This is a genomic window from Enterobacter cloacae complex sp. SHL022 (assembly GCF_049237785.1).
Lineage (GTDB): Bacteria > Pseudomonadota > Gammaproteobacteria > Enterobacterales > Enterobacteriaceae > Enterobacter > Enterobacter hormaechei_C.
Genome location: NZ_JBMKJH010000016.1, coordinates 33,894 through 56,474 on the forward strand (window position 1 = coordinate 33,894; position 22,581 = coordinate 56,474).

The following is a 22,581-nucleotide window of genomic DNA, read 5'->3' on the forward strand; positions in this document are numbered from 1 at the left end:
CATGGCTATTTATCGCAGCAAAAAATGGCTTGCCGCCGTTGGGCAGATCGAGCGTTGTGTTCTTTGTGGAGCATGGGGAACGCAGGTGGCACACCGGAACGAAGGGAAAGGCATGGGATTAAAAACCGATGACTGTGCGACAGCTGCGCTCTGCGTTTGCTGTCATGACAGCATTGATAACGGAAATAAGCTGAACAGGGAAGAGCGCCGGCAGCTTATGGACCGCGCGATTGTTCTGACAGTGATTGAAGTTGCCCGCCGCGGGCTGGTGGTGCCCGCATGAAAATTTACGAAATTACGCCGATTGGCAAACCACGAATGACCCAGCGAGACCGATGGCATAAACGCCCGGCAACGGCTGCTTACTGGGCATACAAAGAGCAGGTCCGGCTGCTGGGCATTAAATTGCCTGAAGCCGGATATCACGTCACTTTCGTTATCCCCATGCCAAAGAGCTGGAGCAAGGCAAAGCGGGAGCAATATGTCGGCCAGCCTCATCAACAAAAGCCGGACAAAGACAACTTGGAAAAAGCTTTGCTGGATGCAGTGTTTGACGAGGATAGCCATGTCTGGGACGGGCGGGTTACCAAAATCTGGGGAGAAACCGGGCAAATTATCATCGGGGAGGCCACATGAAGCCAGAAACGCTTGAGGTACTACGCGCGCGCTGGCAGCGCCTTCGCATTTACCGCTACCGGGGATCGGTGCTGGTGGATTACCGCATCTTCCGTAATTACATCAGAATTGAATCAAAGCAGAGGGGCACATGAAACTGGAAGCAGCACTTAAACATTTTAGTCCTCAGGGAATGCATATCAGCGAAGATGTAAAGGGAACCTCTCCGGATCGTCTCACCGGCACTGATGTTATGGCGGCCATTGGCACCACCAGCAGCCGTGCGCGCTTCGGCCTGGCTGCTTTCTTCGGCAAAGCCGGCATTAGCAAAACAGATGAACAACTCGCAGTTCAGGCGCTGGCGCAGTTTGCCATTAAAAACGCCCCTAAAAATGTCCGCAAAGCCGCTGGCGATAAGCTCGGAGCCTGCATGTTGACGCTGGCGCAGTTTGCTTTCGCGGAGTATTCCTGTTCGGCGGCTACCAGCGTGATGTGTCACAGCTGTTGTGGTACCGGCCGGACCACTAAAGAGCAGGTCACCCGCAAGGTTTCGTACCCTTGGGGTAAAGCGCCATACTGGGCCAGCCGCTCCCGTGCCGTTCGTCCGTCTGACTGGGAGCTGTGGACAGAGGTAACAGAGGTTGTACCGGCGGTCTGTGATGTTTGCGAAGGCAAGGGAACGATAAGCGCCCGTTGTCGTTGCGGCGGCATAGGTGAAGTGGTGGACCGTAAAGCAACGAAGGAACGTGGCGTACCAGTTTTCAAAACGTGTGAACGTTGCTCTGGTATTGGCTTCTCTGCTATCTCCTCGGCGACGGTATATCGCGTCATTCTGAAGCGACTCCCTGACCTTCATCAGTCATCATGGTCGCGTAACTGGAAACCACTCTTTGAAATGCTTGTGGACACGCTGCGCAAGTGGGAATGTCAAGCGGCTGTCGAATTCGAGAAGGCAACAACTTAATAATATGATCGAAGCAAATGACGACGCATTTTTGCATGTTAGGGTTGACTTTGCATAAAAATGTCCTGTATGATTTCCACAGTTGATTATTGCGACCAAATGAAATTAAACCCGCTTTAGTGCGGGTTTTTGTAGCTAATTCATTAATTTCCACAGACAAGATCAGCTATGTAAGCGGCTGCACTTGAGCCACCTTTAACATAATCATATTTTCCAGCAACTTTTCCGCTCATTTCATACATTGTTATTTCACCAAACTCATTTTTGCATGCTTTAGAAGGAATGGTGAAATGAGAGTAGAGAATTTTCGCACTGGAGTTCTTGGAAATTGGAACTTCTTGTATGATTATTGACCGAATACCTTTGTTTTCAGTCAATGAACGTTCCTTACCATAGAAGTTGAAATTGTTTGTATTTGTCAGAAAGATCCAGCCGTCAATTTTGTCAGCTGTGTATGCAGGAAGAGAAGAAATAGCTAATAAAAATGCTCCTGCTAACTTCAATTTTTTATGCATTAATGGTTTTCCTCGTTATCCATTTTTGACTGGTACGCTTAAAGATGACACATCATCATTTGGTGATCAGGTTATCGGCACCATTCGCAAGCTATTTAATTAAAATTTCTGGTCGTGATCCGGCGTGCCTTTGCCATATCCGCGTCATGAGTTACACGATGGGTCACAGAACCTTCCGAGTGTGAGCCATAGGAATATGGCAAAGCGATTTTTTACCGCGATGCTATAGTTAAAGTGGCATTCGATAATGCTCTCGATACTGAAAATACTGGGTGGGGAGACACCCGCTTCGCAGAGACAACTGCATGACCCATGACCAGCAACCCAATGCTGGTCTTTTTTTTCCACTGGTCAGTGCACGGAGCTTCTACCTCTGTGGTTCAAGGTTCGAATCCTCGATGGTGGACCATTAAGCACTACAACATTCGTTTACTGAAGGCTACCATCCGTCGGCCTTTTATATGCTCTTGACTATGCAAGCATGTTTTACAGAAAGGTGCTTGCATATGTCAGGCGACAAGAAAGATCCAAAGGGTAAAGCTAAGGGCGGGGTTGCCAGGGCGAAGTCTCTTACTAAAGAGCAGCGTTCTGACATTGCCAAAAAGGCTGCTGCTGCAAGGTGGAGGGATAAAATTCACAAAGCCACCCATATGGGTAATTTCAAAGATGAATTTGGAATAGATGCTGAGTGTTATGTCTTAAGTGATGAATCGAAAACCGCAGTAGTTACTAAGGCTGGACTTGCTCGACTTTTAGGTATCGGCAACTTCGCAAGGGATGTCGATAAACTACTAAGCGCTGGTTACATGAAGGAGTTTGGTGGTCCAAGTTTAAAATCGAAAATTGAAAATCCTATTAATTTTCAATATAGTGGGCAGTCCAAAAACATCAATAACGCTCATGGGTTTGATATTGATGTGATCGTTGATATCGGAAAGGCGCTGATAGATGCAAAAAGTGCCGATGCTCTGCCACCGTCTAGAATCCCTGCTGCCGATACAGCTCAAAAACTAATAAATGCTTCCGCTAAATCAGGTATAAAAGGCGTAGCCTATGCATTGGCCGGTTATCGACCTGAAGTTCAAGAGGTAATCGATGCTTTTAAGGCATTTGTACGAGAGGAAGCCCGCCAATATGAGAAAGAGTTTCCCGACGAGTTGTATGAGGAATGGTATCGGTTATATGGACTTAATCGTCCGGAAAAAGGCAGGCCGATCCGCTTTGGACAGTTGACTAATATGCAAATTTACGTCCCACTGGCTAAGAGTAAGGGGAAGATATTAGAGCAAATTCGCGCCAGTAGGGATGAGAATGGAAAGCAATCAGATAAGTTACACCTCTTCCTTTCTGAAATTGGCGTCAAGGCCTTACGACAACACATCGGCAAACTTCTTGGCGTTGCAGCAATGAGCGACAACAAAGAGGAGTATGAGGCCGGCATTGAAAAAGTTTTTGGCCGTATCAAGCCAGAATTATAAACTTTCTGCCCGGCCACCGCGCCGGGTTTTTATTGTCTAAAGTCTTTCCCAATACTGCCGATAATCTTCGTTCTGAAATTGAAAAAAATAAATATCTGCATTCGTTGCCCGCTCCCGTGCGGGCTTTTTTTATTCCCCTCATTACTGAGAGGATACACAGCTATATGAGGGGAGACCTATGTCCGATCCATTTTCCGGCACAGGGCTGGCCGGTTTAGCTTTGACTGGAGCCAGTGTTTACGGTCTATTGACCGGAACTGATTACGGTGTTGTTTTTGGAGCATTTGCAGGCGCAGTATTCTACATAGCGACAGCGGCTGACCTGAGTGTGTTACGTCGCCTGGCATACTTCTTCGTGTCGTATATCGTCGGCATTCTTTGTTCGGGGTTGTTGGGGGCAAAACTCACATCCTGGACGGGGTACACCGAGAAGCCTCTGGATGCTATTGGTGCCGTAATAGCTTCTGCGTTAGCCGTTCAAATCCTTACGTTCCTGAACAAGCAGGACATCGGCTCGCTGGTGGCGCTGATAACGCGCCGGGGAGGTTCAGGTGGTACTAAATGACCCAACAGCAACTATCAACGCGCTGCTCTGCGCCGGAGTTGTAATTACTCTGATGTTTTACCGCCGTGGTGATTCGCGGCATCGGCCATGGATTTCGCGTTTAGCCTGGCTGATTACCGTCACTTACAGCGCTGTACCGCTGGCGTACCTGTGTGGGATCTACCCGCATTCATCATGGGCCACCATTGCGGCCAATATCATATTCCTTTCCGTGCTGGTGGCCGTCAAAGGCAACGTTGCACGTCTGGTTGATCATCTGAGGCACTAATGAACCAATCACAATTTCAGAAGGCGGCTGGTATCAGCGCGGGATTAGCTGCGCGCTGGTTTCCGCATATCGACGCCGCCATGAAGGAATACGGCATCACCGCACCGCTTGATCAGGCCATGTTTATTGCCCAGATGGGGCATGAAAGCACCAGATTTACCCGACTGGTGGAGAACCTGAATTACGCGGTTGAAAACCTGGTACCGACGTTCGGCAGCCACCGCATCACTCAACAGCAATCCGCCGCACTTGGCAGAACGGCAACGCAACCGGCAAACCAGAAAGCGATCGCCAATCTGGTATACGGTGGTGAGTGGGGAAAAGAACACCTTGGCAATCAGGTCGCTGGTGATGGCTGGAAATATCGCGGTCGTGGGCTGAAACAGATTACCGGCCTGAGCAACTATCGCAGTTGTGGCCAGGCGTTGAAACTGGACCTTGTTACTCATCCGGAGCTGCTTGAAAAGGATGAATACGCCGCGCGCTCTGCCGCATGGTTCTATGCCTCCCGCGGTTGCCTTCTTCATTCCGGCGACATTGAGCGCGTGACACTGTTAATCAATGGCGGCCGCAACGGGCTGGATAAACGCCGTGCGCTGTTTAATCTGGCGAAATCAGTTTTGGTGTGAGGTGAGAGTGGGTATCGAAACGATAATCGGGCTGGCCGCACTGGTGATTTCCGCCATTGCAGGCGCTTTTGGCCTGGGCCATATTCGCGGCACCAGCAAAGCTGAAGCGAAAGCCGACCAGCAGCGCACCAAAGATAACGCAGCGGCAACGGTCGCAGCAGCCGAACGCCGGGTAGAAGCAACGAAAGAGGCCAGCAATGTACAGCAGACTGTTAACCATATGTCTGACGACGATGTTGATCGCGAGCTGCGGGACAACTGGACCCGTAAGGGTTGAGGTAGCCGATACGTCTTGCGACTGGGTTAAACCCATCTACTGCACAGCGCACGACTGGGATGTACTGGACAGGCAGACGAAGCGCGACATCCTGGCGCATAACAAAGCGTGGCAGGCGAACTGCAAGTAGGCCTTAATTGAAAGATAACTAAATAAATTTTCCAAATGGTCGTTATATAGAGAGTGTGTTTAATTAAGGGGGCAAACAATGCCTTTTCTCATGGTGTTCTTTGTTGTCATTATGGTGTTACTCCTCTGGAAGGCAGGAATACCCCAGGCTATCATTATGTTAATCATACCCATCATGTTTAGTACTTTGGGAGGTATGGTTGCCGCCGTGGGAGTAAGCGCGTTCGCTACACCTATTGTTGGAGTGCCTGTTGGAATCGTTGTATTTTTAATGTTGATGGGTAAGTTTTTATCCAGAAGGTAACCTAAATCCAATACTGAGGACAGGCATGTCACATGAATAGCTATGGCTTTCTTATGCGCATTCTTCATCTATTACAAAGCTCATCTGCTGGTTGCTAATGATGATAAAATGCAGAGTCCCATGGATTTTGGGGTAGGAAAAGCCTGGATATGATGCTAGAAATCATAACATTAAAAAGACCGTGAGATGCAGTATGAAAATCTTAGGATTGGATGAGTACAGAACCCTTCGTGAGGGAGGGACAATGAAGTATTTTGAACTGGAACGCATGCCTAACAGCACTTGGGTTGCCATTTTCGAAAGTTTGTTTGCCGAAAAGGATGAAAAGGCGTGGGTAGAGGGTTACTGCATTGTGACGAACTGCTCAAACAGTGAAGTATCCACCCGGTTCATATACTTGAAAGAAAAGTGCGAAGAAGCGAACTCTATATACAGGGTTAAGCATTCTGCACTATAACTAATTAAATAAACTTAAACTCCTGGTGATTTGTTTGCTGCCATTTTCACTTCTTTCAGAATTGAATTCAGGTGTATGAGTTAAAAAAGACTTTTGGGATATTAAAGGTAACGTAAATCACAGGCAAAAGATTCGTCAATGTGATTGAGTGTTCATGGGACTAACAATCTTCTCTTGTAAGGAATTATGTGTAGAAGGAGATTTTATGGCACAGCTATTGATTTTTGCTGATGATGAGCCTGCTAAGTTGCTGAAAATTCGAAGTTATCGGAGCAAGATTCTTTATCTGTATGCTAATGATGAGGTGAGGTGTTTGGATGTGGTGATTTTTTTTTCAACTTTTCTGAAAGGCGAAAGTGGAGCCATATTGGTGGCAGCCGACAGATACGTGAGCAGGAAAGAAATTATCGAGGCTTATGATGCTCTGATTGGTTGAAAGCAGCGAGACTGGCGCGTAGCAGTAGGATGGGTCATGCTTGGTTCTATACGTCAGTAGAGTGATACAGGAGTTCATATCGGCCAGACGAAGCGTGATGCTACTTTAATCCAGCGGGTGAGCGCTTAATATTGTTTGTCCCAACGGTTCGAACCCATTTCTGATTACCACATTCAAGCCACTGGCACTCGCTGGTGGCTTTTTTTATTGGAGTGAATAATGGCAAAACCGGACTGGGGAGAGCTTCAGCAACGGTTCCTGTCCGAACATGCCGCAACCGGCGTATCACCAAAGGAATGGTGTGAAGCGCAGGGACTGAACTACGCTACCGCCCGTCGATATATCAAAAAAACTTCTGCGCAAAAACCTGCGCAGAAAAAAGTGCGCATTGCGCAGAAAGAACAAAGCGCAAATGAGCTGATGGATGATGATGGACTTACTGCTCAGCAACGCTTATTTGTTGCGGAATACCTAAAGGATGGTAACGCCACACAAGCAGCTATCAGGGCGGGTTACAGCAAAAAATCCGCTGAACAAATTGGTTATCAACTCCTTCAGAAAACTTCAGTTGCCCAGGCTATTGCACAACAACAGAAAGCCTCCATTGCGCGCACGCTTGGCGGTGCCGATGAAGTCCTCGCGCAGATGTGGCAGCTTGCCACCTTCGATGCAAACCAGCTATCGCAGTATCGCCGCGGCGCGTGTCGTTACTGCTGGGGATTCGGTCACCAGTACCAGTGGCGCGATATGGTGGAGTTCGAAGAGAAACGACTCGAAGCGCTTGAGCGGAAAAGTCGCGAGCCCGCTGATGTTGGTGGCTATGGCTATGACCATAATCGTGAGCCTAACCCTGCCTGCCCACGCTGTAACGGCGATGGTATCGGCCAGCCTTACTTCGCTGATACGCGTAAACTCTCGCCAGTCTCGCGACTCGCTTACTCCGGCGTAAAGGTCGGAAAGAACGGCGTCGAGATAACCGCTATCAGCCGTGAGCGTATGTTCGAAGCCGTAATGAAACGGCTTGGCCTGGCGGATAGCGAGTTCGCTCAGCGTCTCCAGCAGATCGAAATCGACCGCCGGCAGCTGGAGGTTGAGAAACTCCGCAAAGAGCTGGCCGGTGATGGTGATGGTGACGAACCGACCCCAGTTCAGATCAATATCAACGTAGTGGACGCGAGGGCGGAAGATGGGGATCAGCCCGACACTTAACATTCCTCAGGCGCGTTTCCTCGCGATGCAGCACAAATTCAAAGCCTACGTTGCCGGGTTCGGTTCCGGTAAGACGTGGGTGGGTTGTGGCGGCATCTGTAAGGGGATGTGGGAGCACCCTAAAATCAACCAGGGTTATTTCGCGCCGACGTACCCGCAGATCCGTGACATCTTCTACCCGACGATTGAGGAAGTGGCCTTTGACTGGGGGCTGAGCGTCATAATCAATGAGGGGAACAAAGAGGTTCACTTCTACGAGGGGCGACGATACCGCGGAACCACAATCTGCCGCTCAATGGAGAAGCCAGGCTCGATAGTTGGTTTCAAAATCGGTAATGCGATGGTGGATGAACTGGACGTCATGGCGGCTGCCAAAGCGCAGCAGGCCTGGCGAAAAATCATCGCCCGTATGCGTTACAAAGTCGACGGGTTGCGTAACGGCATCGATGTAACGACTACGCCGGAGGGCTTCAAGTTCGTCTACCAGCAGTTCGTGAAGGCGGTCCGCGAAAAGCCTGAGCTTTCTGCTCTGTATGGGCTGATTCAGGCCAGCACGTTCGACAACGCGAAGAACCTGCCCCCGGATTACATTTCCTCGCTGCTGAGTTCTTATCCTGATGAACTGATTCAGGCATACCTGCGCGGGAAGTTCACCAACCTCAACAGTGGGACCATTTACCACACCTTTAACCGTAAACTGAACAACTGTTCTGACGAGATTCAGGATGGGGATCCGTTGTTTATCGGTATGGACTTCAACGTAGGGAAAATGGCCGCGATTGTTCACGTAAAGCGTAACGGGCTACCGCGCGCGGTTCGCGAACTGGTGAAAGTCTACGACACGCCGGCGATGATTAAGCGTATCCAGGAAGAGTTCTGGCGATATGAGGATGGGCGTTATGTGAAGAGCCGGGAGATTTACATCTACCCGGATGCGTCAGGCGACTCCCGCAAATCGCAGAACGCCAGCAAGACGGATATTGCCCAGCTTAACGATGCCGGCTTCAGTGTCATCGTTGATGATGCCAACCCGCCGGTTAAAGACCGCATTAACTCAATGAACGCCATGTTCTGCAACGCCAACGGTGAGCGCCGCTATCTGGTCAACGTCCAGAATTGCCCGGTCTACACCGAGAGCCTCGAGCAGCAAATCTGGGCGGCTAATGGCGAACCGGATAAATCAGCGGATAACGATCACCCCAATGATGCTGGTGGGTACTTCATTGTGAAGGATTACCCCATCGTGAAACCGGCATACTCAATCACCATGGACACCACTTTCTGATATGGCAAACGACGACATCACCTGGGTTCGACCAGAACACCGGGCGGCTTCTGCTGCCTGGCGGAAATACAGAGACTTTTGCAAAGGCGCTGAGGCCGTAAAAGCGGCGGGCAATAAGTACTTGCCTTATCTCGATCCAACCGATAAATCCACGCGCAACCGTAAGCGCAACGAGGACTATCTGCGCCGCGCTGTATTTTACGCCATTGCCGGCAATACGAAGATCGGCATGCTTGGCATGGCGTATCGCAAAGACCCAACGTTTAACGGCCCGGAGAAGCTGAAATACCTGCTGGATAATGCTGACGGGGCGGGTACCAGCATTTATCAGCAGTCGCAGCTGGTGGTTGAGAACGTGCTGGAGGTGGCGCGTGATGGGCTTTACGTTGACTATGCAGAGGCATCAGACGAAGCGATCATTCTCCGCTATCCGGCAGAGAACATCATCAACTGGCGAACAAAGCGAATTAACGGACGCGATCAGCTGGTACTGGTGGTCCTGCGCGAATGCGTAGAAGAGCCGGATGGTTACGCTTACAAGGACGAAATTCAGTACCGCGAGCTGGCGCTGGAAGAAGGGAAGTTTATCTGCCGTGTATGGCGCCGGGCAGGTGGCACCGCAAGCGGAACCTACAGCGTTGACAGTGAATACCACCCTAAGCCGAAAGGGAAGGACTACTGGGACGAAATCCCGTTCACCTTTGTCGGTGCTCAGAACAACGATCCCACTATCGATGATTCACCGCTGGCCGCGCTGGTGGAGATAAACCATGGCCATTATCGAAACAGCGCTGACTATGAGGACAGCGTGTGGTTCTGTGGTCAGGTGCAGCCGTATATGACTGGGCTTGATACCAACTGGCGAGATCACCTTGAGAAGACCGGAGTAAAAATTGGTTCCCGTTCACCGCTAATGCTTCCCAAAGATGGCTCGTTTGGCTATGCCCAGGCGCAGCCGAACATGCTGGCTAAAGAGGCCATGGACAGCAAACGCGATTACATGGTGCAGTTGGGCGCCAGGTTAATTGAGCAGAACGCCACGGCGAAGACTGCAACACAGGCAAGCGGTGAACAGAGCGCATCAACATCAGTGCTGGGTATCTGCGTTTCAAACGTTTCCGAGGCTTACACGCTGGCGCTGGGCTGGTGTGCGAAGTACCTCGGAATTAAGGACGAATCGACGAGCTACACCATCAACCAGGAATTTATCGCGAAGGTTGCCGAATCCGGGATGGTTACCGCGATTGTTAATGCATGGCAGTCCGGCGCACTGCGCGATACTGACATGATTCGGGCGCTTCAGAAACTCGACCTCATCAACCCGGCAGACAGCCCGGATGATGTGATTGATGCGCTCCGCAATCAGGCGCCCTCATTGACCGGGGGCTGATATGGCAACAGTCAACGAAAGTTTGCGGGATGAGGCCATTACCCATTCCGTCTGGATTAGCCGCTATGCGACGGGCGTGGCTAACCGAATGGTGAAGCTGCTCAACGAGACAGACGCAGAACTGTCTGCCCGCCTGCTGGATGCACTGGATCGGCTCCCGGCTGATAGCTTCACGGTTACACGTCTGGAAAGCTTGCTCGGCAGCGTACGCGAACTTAACCATCAGGCTGTCGCTTCGATGCAGTCCGGGCTGGAAGGGGAACTGCTTGCGCTTTCCAGGAATGAGGTCAGTTATCAGCTGAGCCTGTTCGATTCCCTTCTTCCCTCACAGGTGCTGGCACGCTACCCGCTACAGGGAATCACCGCCGATATGGTTTATGCCGCGGCGATGGCTCAGCCATTTCAGGGGCGCCTGCTGAGTGAGTGGGCGGAGAATCTGGAATCGGACAGGCTGGCGCGGATCGTAAACGCTGTACGCCGTGGCTATCTTGCTGGCGACACGGTTGAATCCATCTCCCGAAGCGTGCGCGGTCATGCCAATAAAGTCTATCGCGACGGCGCGCTTCAGATGAGCAGGGCAAACGCCGCAAGCATCGCTAAAACAGCCGTTAATCATCTGGCTGCCACCGCGCGCAACAGCTTCACCAGCGCCAACAGTGACATCGTGAAGGGTAAGCAGTGGCTGTCTACGCTGGACAATAAAACCAGCCACGACTGCATTATTCGCGACCTGCTGCGATACACGCTGGATAATAAACCGATCGGGCATAAAGTACCTTACCTGCAAGGGCCCGGGAAAATTCATTTCTGCTGCCGTTCTACCGAAACCCTGATTCTTAAGTCGTGGCGCGAACTCGGTATCGATATCGATGAAATGGACGATGGTACCCGCGCCAGCATGGACGGACAGGTATCGGCGAAAACCACGTATCTGGAATGGCTGAGGCGACAATCGGCGCAGCGACAGGATCAGGTTCTGGGTGCCGAGCGTGGCCGTCTGTTCCGCGCGGGTGAAATCGACCTGGCTGATATGTTCACTGACAAAGGCGAGTGGATCAGCATGGAGCGTCTTAAGCAGCTATCAGGCGCTTGAACCTGACAACCATCACTTTCTACACGCCCTGGCATCCGCCGGGGCTTTTTTATGGGCGAGGCCCGACAAAATCCCGAGGGGAAATTATGTTAATTCGAAACATGCTTCTGAAATATTACGCACCTGAAAGCGGCGGTGAGGGCAGTGGTGGTGGCGGTATCGAAATCACCCCCGAAATCCAGAAGCTGATTGATGAGCGTGTGACCAGTGAAGTTACAGGCCTGAAATCAAAAAACTCTGAGTTGCTGGGCACCATCAAGCAGCAAAAAGAAAACCTGTCACGTTTTGACGGTATCGACCCAGACGCTGTACGCGGCATTCTCCAGCGTTTTTCTGACGATGAAGAGGCGAAGCTTATCGCCGCCGGAAAAATTGACGAGGTGCTGGATAAGCGTACCGAGCGCATGCGTGCTGACGTTGATAAGCAGATCAAAGCGGCGAACGAGCGCGCGGAAAAAGCTGAAGCGTTCTCCAACAAATTCCGGGATCGGGTTCTCGGGGATGCAATCCGTGCAGCAGCCTCCAAAGCGGGCGCGCTGCCTGAAGCTTCTGACGATCTTATTCTGCGTGCCAAAGGCACATTCCAGCTCAACGACGAAGGCGAGGCCGTAGCAGTTGATGCAAATGGCGATGTTCTGTTCGGCAAAGACGGCAAAACCCCACTAAGCCCGCTTGAATGGGCGGAGTCTCTCAAGGAGACGGCTCCACATCTGTTCCCGCGCGCAGAAGGCACGGGCGCGGGTGTACACAAGCCAAACGGTGGTGGAAGCCTGAAACGTTCCGAAATGAGCGCCAGCGACAAAGCGGACTACATCCGCAAACACGGCCAGCAGGCCTTCCTCAAACTTCCGAAATAAGGGATTCAAACCATGGCAACGACTGTTAATTCCGACCTGGTTATTTATGACGATCTGGCGCAGACCGCGTTTCTTGAGCGTCGCCAGGACAACCTGGAAGTGTTCAACGCTTCCTCCAACGGTGCGATTTTGCTGGATAACGAACTGATTGAAGGTGATTTCCGCAAGCGAGCCTTCTACAAAGTGGGCGGTTCTATCGAATCGCGTGACACGAACTCCACCGATAAAGTGACCGGCAAGAAGATTGGCGCCGGTGAATCCGTATCCGTCAAAGCACCGTGGAAATATGGCCCGTATGAAACCACCGAAGAGGCATTCAAACGCCGCGGCCGCTCTGTCGACGAATTCTCCGAAGTGATCGGCGTTGATGTGGCAGATGCCACGCTGGAAGGCTACGTGAAATATGGTCTGAAAGCACTGACTGCGGCGATTGGTGCTAACACCGACATGGTCGTAACCGCCGACATTGCGACCGACGGTAAAAAGACCCTGACGCGTGGCCTGCGTAAATACGGCGACAAGTTTAACCGCGTGGCTCTGTTCGTGATGCACTCTGCGACCTACTTCGACATTGTTGATGAGGCGATTGCCAACAAAATCTACGAAGAAGCTGGCGTGGTGGTTTACGGCGGGCAGCCTGGCACGCTGGGTAAACCTGTGCTGGTAACCGACACCATGGACGCTGATGCGATCCTTGGGCTGGTGGCCGGCGCAGTGACTGTTACCGAGTCTCAGGCACCAGGCTTCCGTTCCTACGATATCAACGATCAGGAAAACCTTGCGATTGGCTATCGCGCTGAAGGTACCGTGAACGTTGAACTGCTGGGCTACAGCTGGGATACCGCCAAAGGTGATAATCCTGACCTGACCGCCATCGGTACCGCGGGCAACTGGAAGAAACACTTCACCAGTAACAAATCCACTGCGGGCGTTCTCATCAAACTGGAATCCGCGGTGGGGGAGTAACTCTGTCAGCGGATAAAACCTCCGCAACTGCTGACAGCACAGACGCGGTAACTGTTTCTCTTAAGTACACGCTGAATGGCTCCGGTGTATCCGGTAAAACCGTCGCGTGGACTTCCACAGGCGGCACGCTTAGCACGGCCAGTTCTCAAACCGGCTCTGCTGGTGGTGCAACGGTGAAACTCACATCAGACGTTGCTGGCACCTTCACGGTAACCAGCACGGTTGAAGGAGTGGCGAAAACCACTGATGAGATCACCTTCACTGCGCCTGCCGGAGAATAACGAATGGGGCGAAAGCCCCATAAACAGGATGATTCGATGATCAATACCGATATCACCTCTCCTGATGCCAACAGCTACGTCAGTGAAGAGGATCTTGCCTCATTTGCGGAAATACGCGGCATTGAACTGCCTGGCAAGCTCACACCTTTGCTGATTAAGGCAATGGATTACCTGGAGGGGCTGGACTGGGTAGGCTCAAAAGCTGACCCGAGACAGGCTCTGGCATGGCCACGCGTGAATGTCGTTCTGGATGAACATGATTTCCCGCCGGATGAAGTTCCACGGCAGGTTTTAACCGCGCAGTGCATGCTGGCGGTAGAGGCAATCGACGGAGATTTACTCTCCAGCGTGCGCGAAGCCGCTGTGAAAACTGAACGTGTGGAAGGTGCTGTCACCATGACCTATGCGGTCGCAGATGGTGAAGTTTTCACGCCGTCCTATCCTGCTGTCATGGCGCTGTTAGGCGACCTTGCTGGTGGTCGAGGTTTCGCCATCAATGCATTTGCAGAGAGGGTCTGATATGGCGATTGATTACCTACGTATGCAGGCCAGAACAACGCGCATGCTCAGGCAGAACGGAGCGTTATACAACGTCACCCGCAAGGGTTCAGTAACGGTTATCGGTGGAGTCGAGCATAAAACGGATGATGTTCAGTTTACTGCGATCGGCGTTAAAACGGAATACGCACCCGGCGAAATAGATGGAACGGTCATCGTTAACGGCGACGTGCAGATCGTTTTTACGGCAGAGCAGGAAATTAAAATCGGCGACGTAGTCGATATTGATGGCACAGCCCACCGGGTTATCAAACCCAACCCGGCAAAACCTGCCTCGCTGGTACTCTGCTACAAAGCGCAGTTGAGGGCATAGCATGGGAGAGAACACGGCATTCCTCGCTGAAATCACAGCATTCGTCAATAAGGCGAAAACGAATCAGGAAGCAGTGGTGCGCGCCGTCGGAATCAAAATTCTTAACCAGCTGGTGGTGATGTCCCCAGTGGGCAACCCGGAGTTGTGGGAAGTTAACCAGACAGCCGTTTCCTATAATCGCGCTGTTTACGACCATAACGAGGCGCAGCGGGCAAATCCCGACAACCTGACCAAAACCGGGCGACTGAAGAAAAAAGCCCGGGTGGTGGATGGGATGGATATCAAAGCACCGCCGGGGTATACGGGCGGACGCTTTCGCGGTAACTGGCAGGTATCGTTTGATGCTCCGACAACTGATGAAACGGGACGAATAGACAAGACCGGCGACCTGACAAAAGCAGCCGGGAACTACACGCTGTCACTGTTCAAAGTCGGGATGAAGGCCATTTATTTCTGCAACAACGTCCCGTATGCATACCCGCTTGAAATGGGGCATTCCACACAGGCACCGGGCGGAATGGTCCGTATAACCGCTGCTGAGTTTCAACGCTTCTTTGAGGAAGCTATCAAGGAGGTGTCCTGGTGATTCCTGATATTGCATCTGCACTGGCCGCCAGACTGGGTACCTGGGCCGATGCCGAGGGCATTTCAGTTGCATGGGAGAACGTGCCGTTTACACCTCCTGCTAACGACATATACCTGGCCGTACACGATATGCCCGTTACGCCGCGGACAATCGATCTCGGATTGCGCTGCCGGACTTATTCAGGCGTGTACCAGATCAATGTCGTGGCGCCAGCCGGCTTAGGCCGTACCTCAGTCGTTTCTCTGGCGGGCAGATTAGTGGAATTGTTCCCTGAGGGGCAGGAAATTGCAGGAAGTGACTTCACCTGCTGGATCACCAGCACGCCAGCAATTTTTCGCGGTATCCCGACAGCTGTTTCCTACACCATTCCCATCAGCCTGAACTACCGGGCCGACATCATTAACTGACCCCGTCAAAATCATCGGCCATTGTGCCGGTTTTCTAATTTCACAGGAGTAACCATTATGGGCTTCGCACTGCCTAACGGCGCTCATGTTTATCTGGCCTCGGGCTACGGCCCAGCCATTACTTTCACCGGCGCGACGAATGCTGAGCACGCGGTGATCACCGTCAGCTCCGCGGACGATATCGCGGTCGGTGATATCGTTCACGTGAACTGCAACTGGTCGGGTATTGATAACGTTATCGCGAAAATCGACGCGATTGCGGAGAATGCTGTCACTCTTCGCAACATCAATACCACCAACAAAAACAAATACGCGGCTGGCGGCGGTTCCGGCTCTATTCGCAAAATTGAAGAATGGACCGAACTGCCACAAATCACTGAGGTATCGAAATCCGGTGGTGATCAGAACACCACGCAGATTCAGTTCCTCAGCGATGACCGTCAGCGCAACCTGAATACCTATAAATCTGCCGTCTCTCAGACTTACTCGATCGCTCACGATTCAAGTCTCCCGGTATATCCGTTGCTGCGCCAGCTGGATGAAGACGAAGAGACTGTGGCGGCTTATATGTACGTTCCGAAGGCGAAGGAGAATCGTTACTGGGCGGCCACGGCATCTTTTGACGACACGCCGACCACGGCGGTGAACGAAGTCGAAACGGTAAGCGTCGTGCTGAACCTGCAATCGCCAGCAATGACGTTCTACAAAATCACAGGCGCCGCGGCATAAGCCAGGCATAACGATAGTCTAAGCCTCCTCCATGGAGGCTTTCTTTCACTAAGAGGCAACGATGGCGACTAAATTCACCCTTCAGCCCAAACCAACTTTTAAGGCCAACGTCTCGATCCCGCGCGCTGGCGATGAGGATGGCGTGCTGACATTCACATTCAATCACAAGCCACTCAAAGAACTGGCGGATCTGGAGAAAATGGAAGGCAAAACCGCCACTGATTTTCTGATGGAAATCATTGCTGGCTGGGCACTTCCCGATGCATTCAACGCGGAAAACCTGTCGGTGCTGCTGGAAAACTATCCGGCGGCAATGAAGGCAATCCCGGAAACCTACTACCGAGAGTTGATGGGGCAGCGCGAAAAAAACTGATAGCGGTTGCCTCTGCATTCTATACGCCTGAACCCACAGCGGCAGACCTGGCACCCTATGGGCTTACGCCGGATGACTATGACGATCAATACATCGACGTCTGGCCAGATGTATGGCCTTCATTCCTGGTGTTTCAGGCTGTCAGCACGCAGTGGCGCACGGGCATGGGAGGCGCATCAGGTCTTGATTACAACGTGCTGCCCTGGGTGATGCGCCTGCACAACGTCGACGACGAGGCAACCGCGCTTTCGGACATCCGAATCATGGAGTGCGCCGCACTAAAAGTTATGCATAAAGAGAGGGCGGAATGAGTAACGACATCGCCACGATTTCCCTGCGCGTAAATACCACTGAGCTGGAGCGTGGTAACCAGGCACTGGATCGCTTTCAGGAGACTGCGTCCGCCGCGGCAGGTAAAGCGGATGACCTGAACAGTACGTTCCGCACCGGGATCGACAACCAGAAAAAAAACAGCGAAAGCCTGAAACAGCAACGGCAGGAACTGCAAAACCTGCTGAATAAAATCAGCCCTGTTAACAAGGCGCTGGACGAGCTGGATACCATTCAGGAAAGCCTGTCTAAATTCCGGAGCAAAGGTCTGGTGGGTGACGAGGATTTTACTCGTTACAACAGCGTGCTTGAGACGACCCGCGCGAAACTGGCGCAGGTCATGGAATCTGAAACAGCAGAGGGCCGAGCTCGCATTGAACAGGCACAGGCAGCGCAACGGGCAACTGCCGCAGGCAAAACTTTTATCGACTCACTTGAGGACCAGGTTGCAGCTATCGGAAAAACCCGTGCAGAGTTACTCGAACTGAAGGCGGCCCAGCTTGGCGTGTCGGACCGCGCTGCGCCAATGATTGCCCGACTAAAAGAGCAGGAAGAGTCCTGGAAATCTGGAGCTATCAGTGCGGGGCAGTACCGTAATGCCATGCGTTACCTGCCAATGCAAATGACGGATATTGTGACCTCACTGGCCTCCGGTATGCCGGTTTATATGGTTGCTATCCAGCAGGGGGGGCAGCTGCGTGATTCCTTTGGTGGGGTGGGGAACGCGCTAAAAGCGATGTTATCCATGGTCACCCCGGCGCGTGTAGCGATTGGTGGTCTGGCCGGTGCAGTTCTCCTTGCCGCGAAGGCAGGATCTGATTACTTCACTGCCTATGACGAAATCAATAAAGCTATCATCCGCACCGGAAACATTGCCGGTACGTCAGCGCTACAGATTATGGCATCCTCCCAGTCAATCTCTGCTTCAACCGGGGCTACGGTGGGCACTGTCCAGAGTCTGATGACAGAGTTAGTTGGTATCGGCTCAATGTCTCAGCAACAGCTTGAGAAAGCTACCAAAGCGACAGCGCTGGCAGTTGAAACTGGTATTGTTTCGGCTCAGGACATTACCAAGGCTTATAAGGATATTGAAAAGGATCCGGTTAAGGCTCTTCAGAACCTTAATGAGCAATTCAACTTTCTTACCGTTTCACAGCTTAAGCACATTGACGATTTAGTTAAGCAGAAAGACCAGACCGCTGCCGTTACTCAAGCTATGGATTTGTTTGGCGACACGATGGCAGAGCGTGGAGAGCAGGCTTACGACTCGCTGACACCATTTGGCCGCCTGTGGCTTGATATCAAGGGATGGGCGTCTGAGGCTATGCAGAGCATCGGTCAGTGGGTGGCTGAACTGGCATCAAACACGCTAAAGGAATTTAACGCAATTTATTACAGCGTCGCGATAGTTTTCCAGAAGCTGAACCAGATTATTTCTTCTTCTATCGCGGCTGCGATTAATCTCGTTCCTGACTGGGCGAAAACTGATACTTTGCAAGGATGGCAGGACTATAACGAACAAATGGCCGGCGCTTATGGTAACAGCGTATCTCAGCTGAAAAAGGACTGGGACGCAGCTGACATTAGCGCAGGCAAGTACCTCGATACATCCCGCAAGATAAGCTCCGCGACCACTGAGAAGGATCGGCAGACAGTCGCTTCGTTTGGCAAAAAAACGAAAACAGGAAAACAAGGCACTGTGTCGGCTGGCGACCGCAGTACTGACACTGCTCAGGCCGAATTGCTGGCGCTTCAGGCGCAGTTGCGTGCTCTTCAGCAGTATAAAGGGCTGAACGACACTATCAGCCAGCAGCGCAAAGATCTGTGGACCACTGAGGCGAAATTTCAGGTGCTGGAAGAAGCCTCGCGTTCACGTTCACTGACGAAGCAGGAACAATCCCTGCTGGCGAGTAAAGACCAGGTGCTTCAGTTGGCACGGCAGAAAGCCCTGTTGGGTGATCAGATTACCGCACAGGAACAGCTGAACAAGCGAATGGATACCTCTCAGAAATATGTTACGCAGATGGCTGAGAAACAGGCTGCTTTGGTTGGTGGAGCTGGAATGAGCGAGCGGTTAGCTCAGCGTGAACTCGCGAAAAGTCAGCTTGCCGCAGGTTGGGTGAACGCCGGCGGTTCTCTGGAGGACGTTGGTTATCAGAAGCAGCTCAAAGCGGCGAATAATTACTATGCCGCAGAGGACAGGTTGCGTGGCGACTGGTTGACCGGCGCGAAAAAGGGCTGGGCTGAATTTGAGGACTCCGCAACCAATGTTTACTCCCAAGTGCAGACGCTCACCAGTAATGCGTTCGCCGGCATGGCCAGCACTCTAACGGACTTCTTTACTACTGGAAAAGCTAACTTCTCAGATTTCCTGACAACCTTTTTGAAAGGAACTGCCCAGATGCTGACACAGTTGGCGCTGGTCAACGGAATGAAGTCTGCCTTTGGTGGGACCTCATTTGGTTCATTTTTTGGATTTTCTGATGGTGGCGCAGTTCCGGAATTTGATACTGGCGGCTACACGGGGGATGGAGGAAAGTATCAGCCAAAAGGCGTGGTGCATGGTGGCGAATTCGTATTCACCAAGGAGGCAACCAGTGCGCTGGGTGTTGGCAACCTTTACGCTTTGATGCGAGGTGCTCAGGGCTATGCAAACGGCGGGTATGTTGGTACTGCGCCAATGTATGGGCTACGAACATCAGGTGCTGGCGGCGTTAATGTCCAAACTTCCGTGGTGGTACAGAACCAGGGCAACCAGCAGCAATCTTCCGGGAGTAACGACGCTATTTCACGTGCTTACAAGCAGACTATCGATCAATCTGTTCGGGCAGGTATTGCGAAACAACTTCAGCCTGGCGGCCTTATATGGAATGCAACAAAATCAAGATAAGACGCTTCGGTGTTTTTTTTGATCATATTATTCATTGTGTTAAGATGTTTCCGATTGCAATTAAAGGAAACGTACAATGAAGAAGGTAGTGGCCTTAGCTCTTGGGGCTTTAATGTTGTCTGGCTGTACTGTTCGTGTTGCTGATATGACCGTTGGTAGTACCAAAAATTACAACCTGAATGCAGCTAAGTTTGAAAAAGGTCAACGTGTGACTGGTGAAGACAAAGCTCCAATTGTTATTTTCCCGCTGGGCATTCCAAGCGTTAAAACTGCAATGGATCGGGCTATTGAAAAAGATAAGTGTTCCGTAGGCTTAAGCGATGTTGTTATTTATCAATTAAACCACGCATTTCTGTTCGGCACATATGGTTACCGTGTTGAAGGCACGCAGATTATCGACAAGTCTCAGCTTGGTTGTGAAACCCGCTAATCTTCTTCTCATACTGTCACAAGCCACCTTCGGGTGGCTTTTTTTATGGAGCAAACATGGCCCTGGAAACGTTCACCTGGCGGACGCAGATACAGGCGGGAATGGAGGGAACGTTTAGCCATAAAACCCGCTCTGCAACCTTTGGCGACGGCTATGAGCAGATCGCCGGGGAAGGCATTAACCCTGAAAAACAGTCATGGCCTGTCACGCTCACGGGCAAAAAAACGGACATGCTTCAGGCCCTTAAATTCTTTCGTTCTCACGTCACAAAGGCATTTATCTGGACATCTCCAGTTGGCGAAACTGGTCTCTACCGGATTGAGGCCGAATCAATCAAGTCACAGCCCTTATCCAGCAACGTTCTGACTATTTCCGCAACATTCAAACAGGCGTACGCACCATGATCACAGCAGACTATCAAAGCCTTGAGCCCGGCAATAAAGTCCGGCTTATCGAAGTTGATGGCTCTACGTTCGGCGTGGATGATGTACTGCGATTTCACGCGTACAACCTCCCGCACACGGAAGAAGAAATCGCCGCTGCTGGCGGTGATGAATCAAAGCTGAAGGCGAAAAGTATCTGGTGGCAGGGGGAAGAATATGCCGCCTGGCCGTATCAAATTGAAGGGCTTGAAGCCTCCACAGACGGCAACAGCGCCCAGCCAACGCTCACGGTTGCAGATATCGATAGCAAGATTACAGCGCTGTGCCTTGCTTATGACGATATGCTACAGGCCAAAGTTACTATCCATGACACTTATTCACATTATCTAGATGCGAAGAACTTCCTCGCTGGTAACGCAACAGCTGATCCGCAACAGGTCAGAAAACGAGTTTTTTACATCGATGGCAAAAGCAGCGAAATTCCGGGCGAAAGTATCGAATTCGTACTCGATAGCCCGATGTCTTTGCAGGGTAAGATGATCCCCACGCGCCAGCTTCATTCCCTGTGCACCTGGTGCATGCGCAATAAGTACCGAACCGGTGACGGTTGCGATTATGCCGGAACCAGATACTTCGATAACAATAATAATCCTGTCGATGATCCCTCGCTTGATGTCTGTAACGGCACGCTCACGGCGTGCAAACTTCGCTTCGGAGAGAATGAAGAACTGCCGTTCGGTGGTTTCCCGGGTACTTCACTAATCAGGAGCTAATATGCGTCAGAAAACCATTGATGCGATTATGGCGCATGCAGCCGCTGAATATCCTCGTGAGTGTTGTGGTGTCGTGGCGCAAAAAAGCCGTGTTGAACGTTATTTCCCTTGCCGGAACCTTGCCGCGGCACCGGAGGAAAATTTTGTCCTCTGCCCGGAAGATTACGCAGTTGCTGAGGACTGGGGTACGGTGATCGCCATCGTTCACAGCCACCCTGACGCCACTACGCAGCCGAGCGAACTGGATAAAGCGCAATGCGACTCAACGCTTTTACCCTGGCATATCGTGAGCTGGCCGGAGGGGGATTTAAGGACCATCCAGCCGCGTGGAGAACTGCCGCTGCTCGAGCGCCCGTTTGTGCTTGGTCACTTTGACTGCTGGGGGCTGGTGATGAGCTATTACCGGCAAACGTACGGGATAGAGCTTCACGATTACCGGGTCGATTATCCCTGGTGGGAAAACGACTATCCGGACAACTTCTATCAGGATTGCTGGTACGAGTGCGGATTCCGTGAATTCGACGGGCCGCCGAAACCTAGCGATATGGTGATCATGCAGGTTCAGGCTGATAAGTGGAATCATGCGGGGATTCTGCTGGAAGGCAACATGCTACTGCATCACCTTTATGGACATCTGAGCCAGCGCGTACCTTATGGCGGATACTGGATGGAAAGGACCATGAAGATACTCAGACATAAAATTTTATTAGGGTGCGGTTAAAATCTGAGCATCTCCATTCAGAGGGGGCGAAATACTACAGCAATCTTTGTTGTTCTGCATTCCAACCAAGCCATACATTTTGTGCAAAAAGTGCTATTTATGCCATTCTTGAAAGCTCAGGACGGCTCATAGGCACCGCCTATCTCCTGAGAACGTGGCAATAGTTTACTATTACCTGAGGGGTAAATTCTGCGAAAAGATGGTTAACTTGCAAAGTGGCCGCGATAAATTTCGTCGAACTTGCATCTATCTTCAGACATGGGCCCATTGCTCAAATATGACGAATGGTATTAAATTGTCCTCAACCACTCGAAGTGGTCATGAAATCTTTGGGTGTGTTTACATCCTACAATTTAAGAAAGCACTGCCA

General features: G+C 51.5%; 30 protein-coding genes. 29 read left to right on the forward strand and 1 reads right to left on the reverse strand.

Going from position 1 to position 22,581, the window contains the following annotated elements; all coding sequences use genetic code 11:
- The first annotated feature begins 1 nt into the window (after position 1).
- The 4 genes from ACOTZD_RS22105 to ACOTZD_RS22120 are packed head-to-tail and all read left to right on the forward strand — an operon-like array spanning position 2 to position 1,579.
- Positions 2–283, forward strand: coding sequence for a DUF1364 family protein (locus tag ACOTZD_RS22105; protein ID WP_022651648.1), 282 nt, complete (start codon positions 2–4; stop codon positions 281–283).
- Positions 280–636, forward strand: coding sequence for a RusA family crossover junction endodeoxyribonuclease (locus tag ACOTZD_RS22110; RefSeq protein WP_006811583.1), 357 nt, complete (start codon positions 280–282; stop codon positions 634–636). Before ACOTZD_RS22105 ends, ACOTZD_RS22110 begins: the two co-directional genes overlap by 4 nt.
- Complete coding sequence (locus ACOTZD_RS22115) at positions 633–770, forward strand: YlcG family protein (RefSeq protein ID WP_006811582.1); 138 nt, start codon at positions 633–635, stop codon at positions 768–770. The genes ACOTZD_RS22110 and ACOTZD_RS22115 overlap by 4 nt, the downstream gene beginning before the upstream one ends.
- A complete protein-coding gene (locus ACOTZD_RS22120; RefSeq protein ID WP_006811581.1) occupies positions 767–1,579 on the forward strand; it encodes an antitermination protein in 813 nt (270 codons plus the stop codon). Before ACOTZD_RS22115 ends, ACOTZD_RS22120 begins: the two co-directional genes overlap by 4 nt.
- Positions 1,580–1,722: 143 nt before the next feature.
- On the opposite strand, the gene ACOTZD_RS22125 is transcribed toward ACOTZD_RS22120, so the two are convergent.
- Entirely contained in the window at positions 1,723–2,094 is a 372-nt protein-coding gene (locus tag ACOTZD_RS22125) for a hypothetical protein (protein ID WP_006811580.1), read from the reverse strand.
- Positions 2,095–2,600: 506 nt separating this feature from the next.
- Here ACOTZD_RS22125 and ACOTZD_RS22130 point away from each other — a divergent pair.
- The 25 genes from ACOTZD_RS22130 (at position 2,601) to ACOTZD_RS22250 (ending at position 22,211) form a co-directional block, all read left to right on the forward strand.
- Positions 2,601–3,572, forward strand: coding sequence for a P63C domain-containing protein (locus tag ACOTZD_RS22130; protein ID WP_421636368.1), 972 nt, complete (start codon positions 2,601–2,603; stop codon positions 3,570–3,572).
- 178 nt (positions 3,573–3,750) lie between these two features.
- Positions 3,751–4,137, forward strand: a complete 387-nt coding sequence (locus tag ACOTZD_RS22135; RefSeq protein WP_006811578.1) for a phage holin family protein — start codon at positions 3,751–3,753, stop codon at positions 4,135–4,137.
- The gene (locus tag ACOTZD_RS22140) at positions 4,124–4,405 is read left to right on the forward strand and encodes a phage holin family protein (RefSeq protein ID WP_022651286.1); all 282 of its coding nucleotides are present in this window, start codon (positions 4,124–4,126) and stop codon (positions 4,403–4,405) included. Before ACOTZD_RS22135 ends, ACOTZD_RS22140 begins: the two co-directional genes overlap by 14 nt.
- Positions 4,405–5,034, forward strand: coding sequence for a glycoside hydrolase family 19 protein (locus ACOTZD_RS22145; protein WP_023304238.1), 630 nt, complete (start codon positions 4,405–4,407; stop codon positions 5,032–5,034). The genes ACOTZD_RS22140 and ACOTZD_RS22145 overlap by 1 nt, the downstream gene beginning before the upstream one ends.
- 7 nt (positions 5,035–5,041) lie before the next feature.
- Positions 5,042–5,311, forward strand: coding sequence for a hypothetical protein (locus ACOTZD_RS22150; protein WP_023314673.1), 270 nt, complete (start codon positions 5,042–5,044; stop codon positions 5,309–5,311).
- A gap of 1,095 nt (positions 5,312–6,406) precedes the next feature.
- Positions 6,407–6,637 (forward strand): hypothetical protein, encoded by a 231-nt coding sequence (locus ACOTZD_RS22155; protein WP_003859853.1) that lies wholly within the window; start codon positions 6,407–6,409, stop codon positions 6,635–6,637.
- A 219-nt stretch (positions 6,638–6,856) separates the two neighbouring features.
- A complete protein-coding gene (locus tag ACOTZD_RS22160) occupies positions 6,857–7,846 on the forward strand; it encodes a terminase small subunit (RefSeq protein WP_023314672.1) in 990 nt (329 codons plus the stop codon).
- Entirely contained in the window at positions 7,824–9,131 is a 1,308-nt protein-coding gene (locus ACOTZD_RS22165) for a terminase large subunit domain-containing protein (protein WP_045349479.1), read from the forward strand. Before ACOTZD_RS22160 ends, ACOTZD_RS22165 begins: the two co-directional genes overlap by 23 nt.
- Position 9,132: 1 nt before the next feature.
- Entirely contained in the window at positions 9,133–10,521 is a 1,389-nt protein-coding gene (locus tag ACOTZD_RS22170; RefSeq protein ID WP_045911871.1) for a DUF4055 domain-containing protein, read from the forward strand.
- A 1-nt stretch (position 10,522) separates the two neighbouring features.
- Positions 10,523–11,614 carry a hypothetical protein gene (locus tag ACOTZD_RS22175; RefSeq protein ID WP_126490778.1) on the forward strand — a complete coding sequence of 364 codons (1,092 nt, stop codon included), beginning with the start codon at positions 10,523–10,525 and terminating at the stop codon, positions 11,612–11,614.
- 86 nt (positions 11,615–11,700) lie between these two features.
- Positions 11,701–12,471, forward strand: a complete 771-nt coding sequence (locus ACOTZD_RS22180; protein ID WP_126490777.1) for a hypothetical protein — start codon at positions 11,701–11,703, stop codon at positions 12,469–12,471.
- A 12-nt stretch (positions 12,472–12,483) separates the two neighbouring features.
- On the forward strand, positions 12,484–13,437 hold the full coding sequence (locus ACOTZD_RS22185) for a major capsid protein (protein WP_045911869.1): 954 nt from the start codon (positions 12,484–12,486) through the stop codon (positions 13,435–13,437).
- Between the two features lie 2 nt (positions 13,438–13,439).
- Positions 13,440–13,718 carry an Ig-like domain-containing protein gene (locus ACOTZD_RS22190; RefSeq protein WP_198922624.1) on the forward strand — a complete coding sequence of 93 codons (279 nt, stop codon included), beginning with the start codon at positions 13,440–13,442 and terminating at the stop codon, positions 13,716–13,718.
- A 36-nt stretch (positions 13,719–13,754) separates the two neighbouring features.
- A complete protein-coding gene (locus ACOTZD_RS22195; protein ID WP_045343117.1) occupies positions 13,755–14,237 on the forward strand; it encodes a DnaT-like ssDNA-binding protein in 483 nt (160 codons plus the stop codon).
- A 1-nt stretch (position 14,238) separates the two neighbouring features.
- The gene (locus ACOTZD_RS22200) at positions 14,239–14,589 is read left to right on the forward strand and encodes a hypothetical protein (protein ID WP_045343118.1); all 351 of its coding nucleotides are present in this window, start codon (positions 14,239–14,241) and stop codon (positions 14,587–14,589) included.
- Between the two features lies 1 nt (position 14,590).
- A complete protein-coding gene (locus tag ACOTZD_RS22205) occupies positions 14,591–15,175 on the forward strand; it encodes a hypothetical protein (protein ID WP_045911868.1) in 585 nt (194 codons plus the stop codon).
- Positions 15,172–15,582, forward strand: coding sequence for a DUF4128 domain-containing protein (locus ACOTZD_RS22210; protein ID WP_045911867.1), 411 nt, complete (start codon positions 15,172–15,174; stop codon positions 15,580–15,582). The genes ACOTZD_RS22205 and ACOTZD_RS22210 overlap by 4 nt, the downstream gene beginning before the upstream one ends.
- A 57-nt stretch (positions 15,583–15,639) precedes the next feature.
- The gene (locus ACOTZD_RS22215; RefSeq protein WP_045911866.1) at positions 15,640–16,311 is read left to right on the forward strand and encodes a phage tail protein; all 672 of its coding nucleotides are present in this window, start codon (positions 15,640–15,642) and stop codon (positions 16,309–16,311) included.
- 61 nt (positions 16,312–16,372) lie between these two features.
- Positions 16,373–16,684, forward strand: coding sequence for a phage tail assembly chaperone (locus ACOTZD_RS22220; RefSeq protein WP_022651271.1), 312 nt, complete (start codon positions 16,373–16,375; stop codon positions 16,682–16,684).
- Between the two features lie 47 nt (positions 16,685–16,731).
- Positions 16,732–16,995, forward strand: coding sequence for a DUF1799 domain-containing protein (locus tag ACOTZD_RS22225; protein WP_045911865.1), 264 nt, complete (start codon positions 16,732–16,734; stop codon positions 16,993–16,995).
- The gene (locus ACOTZD_RS22230; protein ID WP_126490776.1) at positions 16,992–19,904 is read left to right on the forward strand and encodes a phage tail tape measure protein; all 2,913 of its coding nucleotides are present in this window, start codon (positions 16,992–16,994) and stop codon (positions 19,902–19,904) included. The genes ACOTZD_RS22225 and ACOTZD_RS22230 overlap by 4 nt, the downstream gene beginning before the upstream one ends.
- A gap of 76 nt (positions 19,905–19,980) precedes the next feature.
- Positions 19,981–20,334 carry a hypothetical protein gene (locus tag ACOTZD_RS22235; RefSeq protein ID WP_020690998.1) on the forward strand — a complete coding sequence of 118 codons (354 nt, stop codon included), beginning with the start codon at positions 19,981–19,983 and terminating at the stop codon, positions 20,332–20,334.
- A gap of 56 nt (positions 20,335–20,390) precedes the next feature.
- Complete coding sequence (locus ACOTZD_RS22240; RefSeq protein ID WP_121478696.1) at positions 20,391–20,738, forward strand: phage tail protein; 348 nt, start codon at positions 20,391–20,393, stop codon at positions 20,736–20,738.
- Positions 20,735–21,490 carry a phage minor tail protein L gene (locus ACOTZD_RS22245; protein WP_121478697.1) on the forward strand — a complete coding sequence of 252 codons (756 nt, stop codon included), beginning with the start codon at positions 20,735–20,737 and terminating at the stop codon, positions 21,488–21,490. Before ACOTZD_RS22240 ends, ACOTZD_RS22245 begins: the two co-directional genes overlap by 4 nt.
- Position 21,491: 1 nt before the next feature.
- Complete coding sequence (locus tag ACOTZD_RS22250; protein ID WP_121478698.1) at positions 21,492–22,211, forward strand: C40 family peptidase; 720 nt, start codon at positions 21,492–21,494, stop codon at positions 22,209–22,211.
- The last annotated feature ends 370 nt before the right edge of the window (positions 22,212–22,581 follow it).

Bases quoted from the DNA above. Each gene is read 5' to 3' on its own strand.
- ACOTZD_RS22215 (WP_045911866.1), top strand. From the start codon at position 15,640: ATGGGCTTCGCACTGCCTAACGGCGCTCATGTTTATCTGGCCTCGGGC.
- ACOTZD_RS22235 (WP_020690998.1), top strand. From the start codon at position 19,981: ATGAAGAAGGTAGTGGCCTTAGCTCTTGGGGCTTTAATGTTGTCTGGC.
- ACOTZD_RS22220 (WP_022651271.1), top strand. From the start codon at position 16,373: ATGGCGACTAAATTCACCCTTCAGCCCAAACCAACTTTTAAGGCCAAC.
- ACOTZD_RS22205 (WP_045911868.1), top strand. From the start codon at position 14,591: ATGGGAGAGAACACGGCATTCCTCGCTGAAATCACAGCATTCGTCAAT.
- ACOTZD_RS22160 (WP_023314672.1), top strand. From the start codon at position 6,857: ATGGCAAAACCGGACTGGGGAGAGCTTCAGCAACGGTTCCTGTCCGAA.
- ACOTZD_RS22115 (WP_006811582.1), top strand. From the start codon at position 633: ATGAAGCCAGAAACGCTTGAGGTACTACGCGCGCGCTGGCAGCGCCTT.
- ACOTZD_RS22185 (WP_045911869.1), top strand. From the start codon at position 12,484: ATGGCAACGACTGTTAATTCCGACCTGGTTATTTATGACGATCTGGCG.
- ACOTZD_RS22170 (WP_045911871.1), top strand. From the start codon at position 9,133: ATGGCAAACGACGACATCACCTGGGTTCGACCAGAACACCGGGCGGCT.
- ACOTZD_RS22180 (WP_126490777.1), top strand. From the start codon at position 11,701: ATGTTAATTCGAAACATGCTTCTGAAATATTACGCACCTGAAAGCGGC.
- ACOTZD_RS22175 (WP_126490778.1), top strand. From the start codon at position 10,523: ATGGCAACAGTCAACGAAAGTTTGCGGGATGAGGCCATTACCCATTCC.
- ACOTZD_RS22120 (WP_006811581.1), top strand. From the start codon at position 767: ATGAAACTGGAAGCAGCACTTAAACATTTTAGTCCTCAGGGAATGCAT.
- ACOTZD_RS22110 (WP_006811583.1), top strand. From the start codon at position 280: ATGAAAATTTACGAAATTACGCCGATTGGCAAACCACGAATGACCCAG.
- ACOTZD_RS22105 (WP_022651648.1), top strand. From the start codon at position 2: ATGGCTATTTATCGCAGCAAAAAATGGCTTGCCGCCGTTGGGCAGATC.
- ACOTZD_RS22245 (WP_121478697.1), top strand. From the start codon at position 20,735: ATGATCACAGCAGACTATCAAAGCCTTGAGCCCGGCAATAAAGTCCGG.
- ACOTZD_RS22165 (WP_045349479.1), top strand. From the start codon at position 7,824: ATGGGGATCAGCCCGACACTTAACATTCCTCAGGCGCGTTTCCTCGCG.
- ACOTZD_RS22135 (WP_006811578.1), top strand. From the start codon at position 3,751: ATGTCCGATCCATTTTCCGGCACAGGGCTGGCCGGTTTAGCTTTGACT.
- ACOTZD_RS22230 (WP_126490776.1), top strand. From the start codon at position 16,992: ATGAGTAACGACATCGCCACGATTTCCCTGCGCGTAAATACCACTGAG.
- ACOTZD_RS22130 (WP_421636368.1), top strand. From the start codon at position 2,601: ATGTCAGGCGACAAGAAAGATCCAAAGGGTAAAGCTAAGGGCGGGGTT.
- ACOTZD_RS22145 (WP_023304238.1), top strand. From the start codon at position 4,405: ATGAACCAATCACAATTTCAGAAGGCGGCTGGTATCAGCGCGGGATTA.
- ACOTZD_RS22250 (WP_121478698.1), top strand. From the start codon at position 21,492: ATGCGTCAGAAAACCATTGATGCGATTATGGCGCATGCAGCCGCTGAA.
- ACOTZD_RS22155 (WP_003859853.1), top strand. From the start codon at position 6,407: ATGGCACAGCTATTGATTTTTGCTGATGATGAGCCTGCTAAGTTGCTG.
- ACOTZD_RS22240 (WP_121478696.1), top strand. From the start codon at position 20,391: ATGGCCCTGGAAACGTTCACCTGGCGGACGCAGATACAGGCGGGAATG.
- ACOTZD_RS22200 (WP_045343118.1), top strand. From the start codon at position 14,239: ATGGCGATTGATTACCTACGTATGCAGGCCAGAACAACGCGCATGCTC.
- ACOTZD_RS22125 (WP_006811580.1), bottom strand. From the start codon at position 2,094: ATGCATAAAAAATTGAAGTTAGCAGGAGCATTTTTATTAGCTATTTCT.
- ACOTZD_RS22195 (WP_045343117.1), top strand. From the start codon at position 13,755: ATGATCAATACCGATATCACCTCTCCTGATGCCAACAGCTACGTCAGT.